14 protein-coding genes, 1 tRNA gene and 1 other RNA gene are annotated in these 13,441 nt (G+C 62.4%); 11 read left to right on the forward strand and 5 right to left on the reverse strand.

Annotation, left to right across the window (positions count from 1 at the left end):
• Position 1: 1 nt before the first annotated feature.
• Both ACZ5U1_RS02190 and ACZ5U1_RS02195 read left to right on the forward strand, forming a co-directional pair.
• Positions 2–78 (forward strand) — tRNA-Asp (locus ACZ5U1_RS02190).
• 165 nt (positions 79–243) lie between these two features.
• Positions 244–1,248, forward strand: coding sequence for an IS30 family transposase (locus tag ACZ5U1_RS02195; RefSeq protein ID WP_464779180.1), 1,005 nt, complete (start codon positions 244–246; stop codon positions 1,246–1,248).
• 87 nt (positions 1,249–1,335) lie between these two features.
• Here ACZ5U1_RS02195 and ACZ5U1_RS02200 read toward each other — a convergent pair whose 3' ends face one another.
• From ACZ5U1_RS02200 to ACZ5U1_RS02220, 5 genes are all read right to left on the reverse strand, one after another.
• Positions 1,336–1,575 (reverse strand): DUF2842 domain-containing protein, encoded by a 240-nt coding sequence (locus ACZ5U1_RS02200; protein WP_464779181.1) that lies wholly within the window; start codon positions 1,573–1,575, stop codon positions 1,336–1,338.
• Positions 1,572–2,150 (reverse strand): 5-formyltetrahydrofolate cyclo-ligase, encoded by a 579-nt coding sequence (locus tag ACZ5U1_RS02205; protein WP_464779182.1) that lies wholly within the window; start codon positions 2,148–2,150, stop codon positions 1,572–1,574. The genes ACZ5U1_RS02200 and ACZ5U1_RS02205 overlap by 4 nt, the downstream gene beginning before the upstream one ends.
• 109 nt (positions 2,151–2,259) lie before the next feature.
• Positions 2,260–2,416: non-coding RNA, 6S RNA (ssrS, locus tag ACZ5U1_RS02210), on the reverse strand.
• Positions 2,417–2,427: 11 nt separating this feature from the next.
• Positions 2,428–2,763, reverse strand: a complete 336-nt coding sequence (locus ACZ5U1_RS02215) for a cell division protein ZapA (RefSeq protein ID WP_464779183.1) — start codon at positions 2,761–2,763, stop codon at positions 2,428–2,430.
• Complete coding sequence (locus ACZ5U1_RS02220) at positions 2,756–2,953, reverse strand: hypothetical protein (protein ID WP_464779184.1); 198 nt, start codon at positions 2,951–2,953, stop codon at positions 2,756–2,758. The genes ACZ5U1_RS02215 and ACZ5U1_RS02220 overlap by 8 nt, the downstream gene beginning before the upstream one ends.
• 174 nt (positions 2,954–3,127) lie before the next feature.
• On the opposite strand from ACZ5U1_RS02220, the gene tkt reads away from it, so the two are divergent.
• The 9 genes from tkt (at position 3,128) to ACZ5U1_RS02265 (ending at position 13,370) form a co-directional block, all read left to right on the forward strand.
• Entirely contained in the window at positions 3,128–5,095 is a 1,968-nt protein-coding gene (tkt, locus tag ACZ5U1_RS02225; protein ID WP_464779185.1) for a transketolase, read from the forward strand.
• 30 nt (positions 5,096–5,125) lie between these two features.
• Positions 5,126–6,136, forward strand: coding sequence for a type I glyceraldehyde-3-phosphate dehydrogenase (gene gap, locus ACZ5U1_RS02230; RefSeq protein ID WP_464779186.1), 1,011 nt, complete (start codon positions 5,126–5,128; stop codon positions 6,134–6,136).
• Positions 6,137–6,274: 138 nt separating this feature from the next.
• A complete protein-coding gene (locus ACZ5U1_RS02235) occupies positions 6,275–7,480 on the forward strand; it encodes a phosphoglycerate kinase (protein WP_464779187.1) in 1,206 nt (401 codons plus the stop codon).
• 95 nt (positions 7,481–7,575) lie between these two features.
• On the forward strand, positions 7,576–8,472 hold the full coding sequence (locus ACZ5U1_RS02240; protein WP_464779942.1) for a fructose bisphosphate aldolase: 897 nt from the start codon (positions 7,576–7,578) through the stop codon (positions 8,470–8,472).
• An 823-nt stretch (positions 8,473–9,295) separates the two neighbouring features.
• On the forward strand, positions 9,296–10,012 hold the full coding sequence (gene thiE, locus ACZ5U1_RS02245; RefSeq protein WP_464779188.1) for a thiamine phosphate synthase: 717 nt from the start codon (positions 9,296–9,298) through the stop codon (positions 10,010–10,012).
• A 64-nt stretch (positions 10,013–10,076) separates the two neighbouring features.
• Entirely contained in the window at positions 10,077–11,174 is a 1,098-nt protein-coding gene (locus ACZ5U1_RS02250; protein ID WP_464779189.1) for a L,D-transpeptidase family protein, read from the forward strand.
• Positions 11,171–11,755, forward strand: a complete 585-nt coding sequence (locus ACZ5U1_RS02255) for a M23 family metallopeptidase (protein WP_464779190.1) — start codon at positions 11,171–11,173, stop codon at positions 11,753–11,755. The genes ACZ5U1_RS02250 and ACZ5U1_RS02255 overlap by 4 nt, the downstream gene beginning before the upstream one ends.
• A 98-nt stretch (positions 11,756–11,853) precedes the next feature.
• Complete coding sequence (efp, locus tag ACZ5U1_RS02260; protein ID WP_037463291.1) at positions 11,854–12,417, forward strand: elongation factor P; 564 nt, start codon at positions 11,854–11,856, stop codon at positions 12,415–12,417.
• A gap of 137 nt (positions 12,418–12,554) precedes the next feature.
• Positions 12,555–13,370 carry an inositol monophosphatase family protein gene (locus ACZ5U1_RS02265; RefSeq protein WP_460987694.1) on the forward strand — a complete coding sequence of 272 codons (816 nt, stop codon included), beginning with the start codon at positions 12,555–12,557 and terminating at the stop codon, positions 13,368–13,370.
• Positions 13,371–13,441 lie beyond the last annotated feature (71 nt).

Below are 13,441 nucleotides of genomic sequence, written 5' to 3' on the forward strand. Positions count from 1 at the left end.
CGCGGGTGTAGCTCAGTTGGTTAGAGCGCCGGCCTGTCACGCCGGAGGTCGCGGGTTCGAGCCCCGTCACTCGCGCCACTCTTTTGGAAGAGTGGATGGTCCTTAAGGGCCAAAAATTTACAATAATTTGATGAGTGTCATGCCAGCGGAAGCTGGCATTTCAGGCCCTTGCGTGCGGCCTAGCCTCACGAGATCCGCTGAGTTCACGGAACAAGTGCAACACCTGCTAGGGGTGTTGTTGCGATGGGACAGAGATATGGCCAGCTCAGCCTTGAGGAGCGGATCGAGATTTACCGCCTGCATGCAGGCGGTAAATCGCAAAGAGCCATAGCGGCGCATCTCGGGCGGGCACCGGCTACGATCAGCCGCGAACTGCGGCGCAACAGCGTGCGAACCAAGGTCTGGCCCGGTGGCTATGAGCCTGTCCGCGCCCAGCAGCTTGCCGAACGCAGGCGCCGATGGGATTGCCGCTTCAAGCTGGAACGCCAACCGGACCTGCGCGGCCTTGTGAGGGACGGCCTTGCGATGGGATGGTCCCCCGAGCAGATCGCAGGCCGATTGACGCGCGAACATGGTCGCACCCTCATCAGCCCTGAGTCAATCTACCGCTTCATCTATCACCGTTCGGCACAGAAGGATTACTGGCATCGCCTGCTGCCACGCGCCCGGCACAGGCGCGGTCACCCTGTCCCTACCGGCGGGAGCATGCTCGACATCATCAAGCATCGCCGCCCCTTGACCGAGCGCCCGCCCGACGCCGATGATCGGCAAAGCCCAGGCCATTGGGAAGCCGATTTCATGCTGTTTGCCTGCTATGGCCAGGCCATCCTCGTCGCCCATGAACGCGCCTCCCGGTTCACGATCATCCACCGGCCACAGGATCGAAAGGCCCGCAGAACCGCAGACCATCTGGCGGACATGCTGGCCGACCTGCCCCAAACCCTCCGACGCTCCATCGCCTTTGACAATGGACCCGAGTTCGCCCGGCATCACCAGCTCGCAAGCCAGATCGGCATCCAGACCTTCTTCTGCGATGTCCGATCACCCTGGCAAAAAGGCGGCGTCGAAAATGCCATCGGACGCCTCCGCCGCAGCCTGCCGCGCAAAACCAACCTCGATGCCATCACCCCCGATGATATCCTCGCCGCCGTACAGCGATACAATCATACGCCAAGAAAATGCCTCGACTTCCTTACTCCCGCAGAGGCATTCTCACGCTTCAATCCAAATGTTGCACTTCAAACGTGAATCTACATCCCAGCATGCGCTGGGATGACGGAGTTGGGCGCTACTAGCGGCGGAGTTGGACGCCTTGGCCGCGCGAACGGACGCGCCTCAGCCGCGCCGCCAGCGTCCTGTCTCCATCCAGGCGAGCAGGCGCTTCAGGGGCAGGACCCAGATCCAGATGATGCCGAGGAAGGCATAGACCGGCACTTGCACGATCATGGGCAGGCTGCCGATGAGCCCCGACAGGCTGCCGATGAGGATTGCCCAAAGTGTGATGAGCCCGACAATGGCGAGTACGCCCACAGGCTTGCGCCAGCTGGGTTCGTAGGGAGCGGGTTGGCGGTTCACGCGTCGGGTCCTTCGATCAGTTCAACTTCGGTGAGGATGATGTGGAGCGGCAGGTCCCACGGGTCGGCGGGCAGGGCGTCCTGTTCCTGCACCGACCAGGCGAGGCCGATCCGCAGCGCGTCGGGATGGCGGGCGAAGGCGCGGTCATAATAGCCGCCGCCTTGCCCCAGCCGGTTCATCGCACGGTCGAAGCCGAGCAGCGGGGCGATGATGACGTCCGGCGCGACGGGCGGGCCGCTGGGTTCGGGATGATGCGTGCCGTAGAGGCCGGGATGAAGCTGATCCTCCGGCGTCCAGGCGAGGAATTCCATGCTGCCGAGCCGGTCGATGACGCGGGGCAGGGCGAGGGTCTTGCCCAGCCCTGCGAGTTGCGGGGCGAGGCGTTGGGCGGGGGCTTCGTCGTCGAGGCCCATGTAGAGGGCCACGGTCCGCGCATCATCGAGGCGGCGGGCGAGGGGAGAGGGGAGCGCCTTGAAGGCGAGCCGGTGCGCCAGCGGATCGAGCGATTGCACGAAGGCGCGGCGGCGTGTCCGGGCGAGGGTGCGCAGGGCGCTCTTGTCGAGGTCTTCGCTCATGGGGCCGCGTTTAGACCCGGAGGAGGGGGCTGGAAACCGGTTTCTCAACCCTCCGAAGCTCAGGACAGGCTTTGCTCGAAACGAATGGCGCTTGGAGAACGAGGAGGGTGACGGGACCGCCTTGGCCGTTTGCTGGAATATCCTCTGACGCCTCAACGTCAGGTGGGGACCATGTAGATCGGGCCTGGACCCGCCCAGGGACAGCCCCCTTGGATGTGATTATCGCCTCAGGGATGTTCGCTAAAGCTCGTACGAGGCAGTACCCGTCGTCCCTTATCTAGGCGTCCGGCTGCGGTGCGGCAAGCCTGTCGCTCAGCTTTTCTATCCGGGCGGCGAGCGCCTCGATCGCGCGGGCAGCCGCGTCATCGTCGCCATCGAGGGCCAGGCTCTGCTGGCGGCCGATCGCTTCTCGCTTCAGGTCATTGAGTTCGTCGGCCAGGAAGAGAGCGGCGAACAGCAGGGTGCGCACTTCGGTAAGGCCCGGCGTGTTCTGCTGCGCAAGGCGTGCCTTGCGTTCGATCAGGCTGGCGAGATGGGCAAGATGCGCCTCCTCGCCATCGCGGCATCGGATCGCATAATGACGCCCGGCGATCTGAAGGTTGGTTTCAGCCACGCGAGTCCCCTTTAAGATCGGCGATCAGTTCATCGAGCGAGCGGAGCGCCGCGCGCGCGGCGGCCGGGTCCATGCCGGGGGAGGCGGAAGAGGCCGGACCCGCGACCGCGAGACCCTGCACATCCTGTTCCAGCCGACTTACCGCGCGCTCCAGTGCGCCGATAGCCTGCATCATGCGATCGCTTGCCATGACCCACGCATAAACAAAGTTTTCGCCTTGCAAAAGCCGTGATTGGACGGCTTGGCGTCTCCCGAGGTCCTGCCACGGTTGACGCTTTGGGTGCAACGCGACAAAGGGGACCGGATTTCGATTCGTCGGCTCAGCAGGGGGCCGCTTAGTCAAGCAGGGAAGAAGCCAGCCTAGATGACCGTATCCGAAAAGTCGCTCGCCAGCGCCATCCGGGCGCTTTCCATGGACGCAGTGCAGGCGGCGAACAGCGGCCATCCGGGCATGCCGATGGGCATGGCGGACGTCGCGACGGTATTGTTCAAGGACTATATCAAGTTCGATCCGACTCAGCCCAAATGGGCCGACCGCGACCGTTTCGTGCTGTCGGCGGGCCATGGATCGATGCTGATCTACTCGCTGCTGTACCTGACCGGCTATGCGCGGCCGACGATGGAGGACATCCGGAATTTCCGTCAGCTGGGCAGCCCCTGCGCTGGCCATCCGGAGAATTTCGAGCTGGCGGGCGTCGAGGCGACCACCGGCCCGCTGGGTTCGGGCCTAGCCACCGCAGTCGGCATGGCGATTGCCGAGCGGCACCTTAATGCGCAGTTCGGCGACGATCTGGTCGATCACCGCACCTGGGTCATCGCGGGCGACGGGTGCCTGATGGAAGGCATCAACCATGAGGCGATCGGCCTTGCGGGGCATCTGAACCTGAGCCGCCTGATCGTGTTGTGGGACGATAACAAAATCACCATCGACGGCGCGGTTGACCTGTCGAGCAGCGAAGATGTGCGGGCGCGCTATGCTGCGACCGGCTGGCATGTCGTTTCGTGCGATGGCCATGACGTCGCCGATGTGCGCCGCGCCATTGATGAGGCTCTGGCCGATCCGCGCCCGTCGCTGGTCGCCTGCGCCACCAAGATCGGTTACGGCGCGCCCAACAAGGCGGGGACGTCGGGCGTCCACGGTTCGGCGCTGGGCGAGGCGGAAGTCGCCGCCGCGCGCGAGTTCCTCGGCTGGACGGCCGAGCCTTTCGTTATTCCTGAGGATATTGCCGCCGAGTGGCGCCGCATCGGTTCACAGGGCGCTGAGACGCGTTCTGTCTGGGAAGGCCGTCTGGCGGACAATGGTCAGAAAGCGGAATTTGAGCGCCGGATGGCTGGCGAGTTGCCCGCTGACTTCTCGCTCAATAGCTATATCGACACGTTGATCGCCAATCCGCAGAAGGTCGCGACGCGCCGGGCGAGCGAGCTTGCTCTGGGCGCAATCAACGACCTGCTGCCCGAAACGCTGGGCGGTTCGGCGGACCTTACGGGCTCCAACAACACCAAGACCAAGTCGACCGGGCCGCTGACCAAGGACGATTATTCCGGGCGCTATGTCTATTACGGCATTCGCGAGTTCGGCATGGCCTGCGCGATGAACGGCATGGCGCTGCATGGCGGCGTCATTCCCTATGGCGGCACCTTCCTTGTCTTTTCCGATTATATGCGTGGCGGCATCCGTCTGGCCGCGCTTCAGGAGCAGCGTGTCATCCATGTGCTGACGCATGACTCCATCGGCCTTGGCGAGGATGGTCCGACCCACCAGCCGATCGAACATGTCATGTCGTTGCGGATGATCCCGAACCTGGACGTTTATCGTCCGGCGGACATTGTCGAGACGGCGGAATGCTGGGAACTGGCGCTGAAGGACCAAAATGGTCCTTCGGTACTGGCGCTGACCCGCCAGAATCTGCCGCAGCTGCGGACGGAAAAGAGCGAAAATCTGTCGGCGAAGGGCGCCTATCGCCTGCGCGCCGCGACGGGCAGCCGCAAGGTGGTGCTGATCGCGACCGGTTCCGAGGTTGAGATCGCCGTTGCGACCGCCGACCTGCTCGAAGCGCAGGGCATCGGAGCGGACGTGGTGTCCATGCCGAGCTGGGCGCATTTCGACGCGCAGCCGCAGGCGTATAAGGATGATCTCCTTCCGCACCATGTGCTGCGTTGCTCGATTGAGGCAGGCACGACATTTGGCTGGGAACGCTATGTCGGCATCGCAGGCTTGCGTTTTGGTATCGACACATTCGGTGCGTCGGCTCCAGCAGAAGCGCTTTACGACCATTTCGGCCTGACGGCCGCCAAGATCGCGCCGCAGGTTGCGGCCGCCCTCGATCATTGAGAATAATTTACCAATCAGGAGGCTAGTGCAGTGGCAACGAAGGTAGCAATCAACGGTTTCGGACGTATCGGTCGGCTGGTGGCGCGCGCAATCCTGTCGCGCACCGACCATGATCTGGAACTGGTCAGCATCAACGATCTGGGCGATGCCAAGGCGAACGCCCTGCTGTTCAAGCGGGACTCGGTTCATGGCAATTGGGCTGGCGACGTCAGCGTCGATGGCGATGCGCTGATCATCAACGGCAAGCGCATTGCCGTCACCGCCGAGCGCGATCCCGCCAAGCTGCCGCACGCGGCGCAGGGTGTGGAAATCGCCCTGGAATGCACCGGCATCTTCGCGTCCAAGGAAAAGGCGAGCGCTCATCTGACCGCTGGCGCCAAGCGTGTCATCATTTCCGCCCCCGCGACCGGCGTCGACAAGACCATCGTGTTCGGTGTGAACCATGACGCGCTGGGCGCTGACGACATCGTCATCTCCAACGCCAGCTGCACCACCAACTGCCTGGCCCCGCTCGCCAAGGTCCTGCACGATGCGATCGGCATCGAAAAGGGCTTCATGACGACGATCCACAGCTACACCAACGACCAGAACACGCTGGATCAGCTGCACAGCGACATGCGCCGCGCCCGCGCTGCTGCGCTGTCGATGATCCCGACCACCACCGGCGCTGCCCGTGCGGTGGGCGAGGTTCTGCCTGAGCTGAAGGGCAAGCTGGACGGTTCGTCGGTGCGTGTGCCGACCCCGAACGTCTCGGTCGTTGACCTCAAGTTTATCGCCAAGCGCGGCACCACCAAGGATGAGGTCAATCAGCTGCTGAAGGCGGCTTCGGAAGCGGGGCCGCTCAAGGGTGTGCTGGGCTATTCGGACGAGCCGCTGGTGTCGATCGACTATAATGGCGATGCGCGTAGCTCGACTGTGGACAGCCTGGAAACTGCCGTCATCGACGGCAATCTGGTACGGGTGCTGAGCTGGTACGACAATGAATGGGGTTTTTCGAACCGCATGATCGACACCGCAGGCGTGGTTGCGGGCCTGCTTTAAGAGAAGCGGGGCGGGCCTTAAAAACCCGCCCTTTTTCGTGATTCCGGCGAGAGCTGGGATCTTGTTTATCAAGTCCCTGCCTGGAGGCATGAGATCCCAGCTTTCGCTGGGATGACGGGTAGGGTGGCTGGGAGCATCATGGTGGCCAAGCCCTTCAAGACGCTGGACGATATGGGCGACATCCGCGGCAAGGCCGTGCTGGTGCGCGAAGATTTGAACGTGCCGATGCAGGATGGATCGGTGAGCGACGACACGCGCTTGCGGGCGGCGATGCCGACGATCCTGGAGCTGGCAGATCGCGGTGCCAAGGTGCTGATCCTGGCGCATTTCGGACGGCCCAAGGGGCAGAAGAACCCGGAATATTCGCTGTCGAAGATCACGCGTCCGCTGACGCAAGTGCTGGGGCGTGACGTTCAATTCATTCCCGATTGCTGCGGCGAAGCGGCTGTCGATGGTATCGCGGTGATGCGGCCGGGCGATATTTCGATCCTGGAGAATACCCGCTTCCATCCCGGTGAAGAGAAGAATGATCCGGCGCTGGTGGAAGCCATGGCCGCGATTGGCGACCTTTATGTGAACGACGCTTTCTCCGCCGCGCACCGTGCCCACGCCTCGACCGAGGGGCTGGCGCATAAGCTGCCTGCCTTTGCGGGGCGGTCTATGGAGAAGGAACTCGATGCGTTGCAGGCGGCGCTGGGTGAGCCGGTGAAGCCGGTCGCGGCGGTCGTCGGCGGGGCGAAGGTTTCGACCAAGCTCGATGTGCTCAACAACCTCGTCGCCAAGGTCGATCATCTGATCATTGGCGGCGGTATGGCCAACACCTTCCTCCACGCGCGTGGCGTCGATGTCGGCAAGTCGCTGTGCGAGAAGGATTTGGCGGAGACGGCCGAGGCGATCTTTGACAAGGCCGAGGCTGCGGGCTGCACTATCCACTTGCCCTATGACGTGGTGGTGGCGAAGGAATTTGCGGCCAATCCGCCGTCGCTGCGGACATGCAATGTGCATGAGGTTGCCGCCGACGAGATGATCCTGGACGTGGGGCCTGCTGCTGTCGAGGCGCTGGGCGATGCGCTCAAGAACTGCCGGACTTTGGTGTGGAACGGGCCGCTGGGCGCGTTCGAGATCGCTCCGTTCGACAAGGCGACGGTGGCGCTGGCCAAGACGGCGGCGGCGCTCACCAAGGAAGGGCAGCTGACGTCTGTGGCGGGCGGCGGCGATACGGTCGCGGCGCTCAACCATGCGGGCGTGGCGGGCGACTTTACGTTTGTGTCCACGGCAGGCGGCGCTTTCCTTGAATGGATGGAAGGCAAGGACCTGCCCGGCGTCAGTGCATTGATGGTGTGAACTTCGAAGGCCGCTGTCCAAAAGGATGGCGGCCTTCTCCTCTTTCCGATGCCGCCGATGGGGCGGTGAAACTCCTACAGAGAAAGTATGTGCAGATGCTGGATCAGGACATGATGAGCAAGATTGCGGGCGGGAACGGCTTTATCGCCGCGCTCGACCAGAGCGGTGGATCGACGCCCAAGGCGCTCAAGGGCTATGGTATCGAGGAAGGCGCGTGGAGCAATGATGAGGAGATGTTCGGCCTCATCCACGACATGCGCAGCCGCATCATCACTTCGCCCGCTTTTTCGGGAGAGAAGGTGATCGGTGCGATCCTGTTCGAGCGGACGATGGACGGTCAGACGGGCGGCAAGTCCGTGCCTCAGGCGCTGATCGAGCGTGGCGTCGTGCCCTTCATCAAGATCGACAAGGGGCTGGAAGATGAGGCGAACGGCGTTCAGATGATGAAGCCGATGCCGGAACTCGATACGTTGCTGAAGCGCGCCAAGTCGCTCGGGGTGTTCGGGACCAAGGAGCGTTCGGTTATCAATCTCGCCAACCGCGAGGGCATCGCCGCGATCGTCAAGCAGCAGTTCGAAGTGGGCGCGCAGGTGCTCGCCGCAGGGCTGATGCCGATGCTGGAGCCGGAGATCAACATCAAGAGCCCCGAACGCGCCGACGCCGACCAGATCCTGCTTGAGGAATTGCTCAAGGGCCTGGACGCGCTGCCGGAAGGCCAGAAGGTGATGCTGAAGCTGTCGCTCCCGGCAAAGGCTGGCCTGTTCGACGCGTTGGTCGACCATCCCAAGGTGCTGCGCGTCGTCGCGCTGTCGGGCGGCTTCTCGCGCGCTGAGGCATGCGTCGAACTGGCGAAGAATCGCGGCATCATCGCCAGCTTCAGCCGCGCGCTGCTGAACGATCTGCGCCACCAGATGAGCGAGGATGAGTTCAACGCTTCGCTGGGTCAGGCGATCGACGAAATCTACACCGCCTCGACCAAGAAGGCGGCGTGACCTGACATGACGGCTGTTGGCGATATGCGTCACCAGCCGTCATGGAGCCGGGTGGTTTGGTGAAATAGCTGCGACGGCATTTTCCCTGTCTTAGCATGGGGCGCAAATGAGCGGCGAAACGGTGCGGGGAAAGGGGTGGTTACCGGATTGTCTGGTCTTCCGCAGTTGCGCTACCAAAGCGGACGTTCGAAAAAATTGACGCCGGGGGTAATGTGCGAGGAGCCTGTCTTGCAATCGCTGTTGTTTGCTTCCCTGCACCTGCAGCTCAACCTGCTGGATCATTGGTCAAGGCCACCCTCACGCACGTTGAAGATGTTTCCGAGATGCCAAACGCTCCCCGAATATGTGTGGATGCCGATTGCCAAATCGTAATCGATGGCTCGTTTCGCGTCACCTTCACGGTAAACCGGCTGCTTGCAGGGCCAAAGACCACATCTACGGTTTCTTGGATGCAAGCGTCAGCGCGCCCGCGAAAGGGCAAACGATACTATCTGGTCATTGAACCTTCGGAAGCCGGTCCAAAGATCGTGTGGACAGGGTCCGTAAGGAACGGGGTGTGCATCGACTTGGTGGAAGCCGAACGGCTTGGTCTTCGCGCCGAGATTGGTAGGTTCCCGTGTCGCGCTGATTAATTCTGTGTCCGATTGTATAGACAGAGAAAAACCATCCTACTGGCTGCAAATGGTCGTTAGCTGCTGGACAGCTTATCGCCTTCGTCTTTCGAACAATCGGATAGCTACCACAATCATGGCAGGACCAGCCGCCGGGCCTGAACGCAGTTCCATTCTTTTCCTTGGGCGGCGAAACGCGCTAAGGGCTGCGCATGACCGATTTTACTGACGAAGAGCTGGCGCTCGATCCGCATTTTGCCGACCAGTTCGACAAGGGCTTCCGCCCGGCCTGCCAGCTTTACCTCATATCGCCGCCCGCGATCGACGAGGGTTTCATGGCACAGCTTGCCGAGGCTTTGGACGGCGGCAAGGTGGCGGCGTTCCAGTTGCGGTTGAAGGGCTTGGATGAGGACGCGATCGCCCTCGCGGCCGAGCCGTTGCAGAAGCTGTGCGCGGAGCGGGAGGTCGCCTTTATCATCAACGACAGCGTCGCGCTGGCCAAGCGGCTGGGCGCGGATGGCGTGCATTTGGGGCAGGGGGACGGCGACCCGCGAGAGGCGCGGAAGATATTGGGGCCGAAGGTGCAGATCGGCGTGACCTGCCATGACAGCCGTCACCTTGCGATGGAAGCGGGCGAGGCGGGGGCGGACTATGTCGCGTTCGGCGCCTTCTATCCCACCACGACCAAGGAAACGCATCACCGGCCGGAGCCGTCGATCCTTGGCTGGTGGACGACCCTGTTCGAGCTGCCTTGTGTGGCGATCGGGGGGATCACGGCGGATAATGCCGCGCCTCTGGTCGAGGCGGGTGCGGACTTTCTGGCGGTGAGCAGCGCGGTGTGGGCGCATCCGGACGGGCCGCGCGCGGGTGTTGCGGCATTTTCGGCTGTGCTGGCCGGGGCCTTGAAGGGATCGCCCGAGGGGCATTGATCGAGGGAGGCAGCTTTCCTGAGATTTGCGCGTTTCTCTCCCCGAACATCGGGAGAGTATCGCCTTGAAGACATATTTGTTCGCCCTCACGCTGCTCTGCACCGCTTGCAAGGTTGCCGTCACCGACGCCAATGAAAGCGGGACAGCAGCTCCCGGAGATCAGAAGGAGGGAGCGCAGGGTGCGGCGGTTAAGCCTGTTGGCGATCCTTATGCCTTCTCCATAGTCCCCGAGCCGGGCGGTGCGCCTGCTCGCGCGGATTCGATCTTGCAGGCACAGGTGGCGCTTGATCGGGCGGGTTTTTCTCCCGGCGTGCTGGATGGGAAGGAGGGGATGTCCTTCACCGCCGCACTAAAGGGTTTTCAGGAGGCGAAGGGCTTACCGGAAACCGGCAAATATGATGAGGCTACAGCCAAGGCGTTGCTGGGGGACAAGCCGCCGCCCGCGACATGGCTGGTGACGATCCCGGAAGGTTTTGCGCGAGGTCCGTTCACCGCAATTCCCAAGGAATATGCCGATCAGGCGAAGCTGCCTGCGCTGGGTTATCGCAATTTGATCGAGAAGCTGGCCGAGCGATTTCATACCAAGCCCGAAGTGCTGGTGGCGTTGAATGCGCCCAATACAAAGCTTGGGCCGGGGGCTACGATGCGGGTGCCAGCCGTGGGCAATCAACCGGTGGCGCAGATCGAGGGCGATGAACGCGGCTGGGGCAATACGCTCGCTAGCCTGGCCGTCGCGAAGGATCAGCCGCAGGCCGATCATATCGTGGTCGACAAGTCCGACGGCGTGCTGCGCGTTTTTGACAAGGCCAACAAGCTGATCGCGCAATTCCCGGCGACCATGGGATCGGAACATGATCCGCTGCCGCTTGGCACTTGGGAGATCAAGGGGATCAGCCGGAATCCCGATTTTCATTATAATCCCGACCTGTTCTGGGATGCCGATGCGAAGGATGAGAAGGCGGTGTTGAAGCCGGGGCCGAATGGCCCGGTGGGCGTCGTTTGGATTGATCTGTCCAAACAGCATTATGGCATTCACGGCACGCCTGAACCGCAGACCATCGGCCGCACCGAAAGCCATGGCTGCATCCGGCTGACCAACTGGGATGCAGCAAGGCTGGCGCAGATGGTGAAGAGCGGGGTGAAGGCGGTGTTCCAGGGATGAGGAGACCGGGGCGGCGAGGATTTTTGGGCATCATAGTTGCCGTCCTGCTGCTGCTCCTGTTCCTGAAAATGTGCGTACGGATCGTTCCGGGTGGCCCGGAAAGGACGGCTTCGCCGCCTCTGCGCCCGGCTGCGGCAGAGGCTGGGTCGCTGCTGATCCCGGTTGAGGGTGTGCCGCCGACCGCGTTGACCGACACTTTCACGCAGGCGAGGGCAGGTGGCGCGCGGCCGCATGATGCGATCGACATCATGGCGGCGCGGGGGCGGGCTGTGCTGGCGGCTGCGGATGGACGTATCGAGAAGCTGTTCACAAGTGAGGATGGTGGATTGACCGTCTATCAGCGGTCGCAGGACGGACGCCGCATCTATTATTATGCGCATCTGGATGCCTATGCCCCCGGACTGGCGGAGGGGCAGATGGTGAAGCGGGGGCAGAAGATCGCCGTGGTCGGCAGCACCGGCAATGCCGATCCGGCAGCGCCGCACCTGCATTTTGCCGTCAATGAGATCAGGCCGGGCGAGCCATGGTACAGGGGCCGGGCGATCAATCCCTACCCATTGCTGGCGCGGCCGATCCGATGAGCCTACTTGCCCTTCGCGGCGGCACGATGTAGAGGCGCGCCCAGCCTTTTAAACAGGCCGGCTCTTTTCACTTTTAGACATATAGGCAGGCTCTTCCCATGAAGATCAGTGGCGTCGAGATTCGTCCCGGCAACAATATCGAATATGACGGAAGCCTGTGGCGTGCCGTCAAGATCCAGCACACGCAGCCCGGCAAGGGCGGCGCCTATATGCAGGTGGAACTCAAAAACCTGATCGACGGGCGCAAGAATAACGTGCGCTTCCGCTCCGCCGAGACGGTGGAGCGCATCCGGCTTGATACCAAGGATTTTCAGTATCTTTATTCGGAAGGCGACATGCTCGTCTTCATGGATACGGAAACCTATGAGCAGATCAATTTGCCGCAGGATCTGGTGGGCGAGGCTTCGGCCTTCCTGCAGGATGGCATGATGGTCATGCTGGAAATGTATGAAGAACGGCCGATTTCCGTGCAGTTGCCCGAAACGGTCGAAGCGACCGTGGTCGAGGCTGACGCCGTGGTGAAGGGGCAGACGGCTTCGGCGAGCTACAAGCCCGCGATCCTGGACAATGGCGTGCGCGTCATGGTGCCGCCGCATATCGTCACTGGCACGCGCATCATCGTTGATGTGTATGAGCGGGAATATGTGAAGCGGGCGGATTAAACTGCTAATTATTCCCTCTCTCCTTCAGGGGAGAGGGTGCCGAGCGCAGCGAAGGCGGGAGAGGGGCCGCAGCTGAGCATATGTTGTTCCCCTCTCCCCGACCCTCTCCCCTGAAGGGGAGAGGGGGAGTATTGTTTATGGTATCCCATTCCGGCCTTCTCACCGTCATGGAACGCGCCGCGCGCAAGGCTGGCGCGAAGCTGCGTCGTGACTTTGGTGAAGTCGAGCATCTGCAAGTGTCGCGCAAAGGACCGGCGGACTTCGTGTCCAAAGCCGATCAGCAAGCCGAGCGCACTTTGGTCGAAGAGCTGCAAAAGGCACGGCCGGACTGGGGATTCCTGCTGGAAGAAGGCGGGGTGATCGAGGGCGATCCCAACAAGCCGCGCTGGATCATCGATCCGCTCGACGGCACCAGCAACTTTCTCCATGGTATCCCGCACTTTGCGATCTCTATCGCCGTCGAAGAGCCGCTTTATGGCGGCAATAAGCGGGAAGTGACGACCGGCCTTATCTACCAGCCGGCGACTGACGAAAGCTATTGGGCGGAAAAGAGCCGGGGCGCGTGGCGGCATGACCAGCGTCTTCGCGTGTCGGCACGCCGCGACCTGGGCGATTGCCTGATCGCGACCGGCATTCCCTTCATGGGCCATGGCGACATGGCGCAATGGACTCGCATCTTCGGCGCGGTCGCGCCCTCCGTCGCGGGAATTCGTCGCTTCGGTGCGGCTTCGCTTGATTTGGCGCATGTGGCGTCCGGCCGTTATGACGGCTTCTGGGAAAGCGGTCTTCAACCCTGGGACGTCGCGGCTGGATTGCTGCTAGTGCGTGAGGCGGGTGGGTTCGCCACCGATTTCAGGGGCGGCGATCAGCCGATCGAGCGCCGCGAAGTGATCGCGGGCAATGATGCCATCCACAGCAAATTGCACAAGCTTGTGGCTGGTGCGCTGCGCTGAGGCGGGCATTTGTTTCTGCGTACAAGAAGCAGACTGTTGCGAATCATTCTCACGCCTCGGGGCCTTGCTTC

It is taken from the genome of Sphingobium sp. TomTYG72, assembly GCF_055394715.1.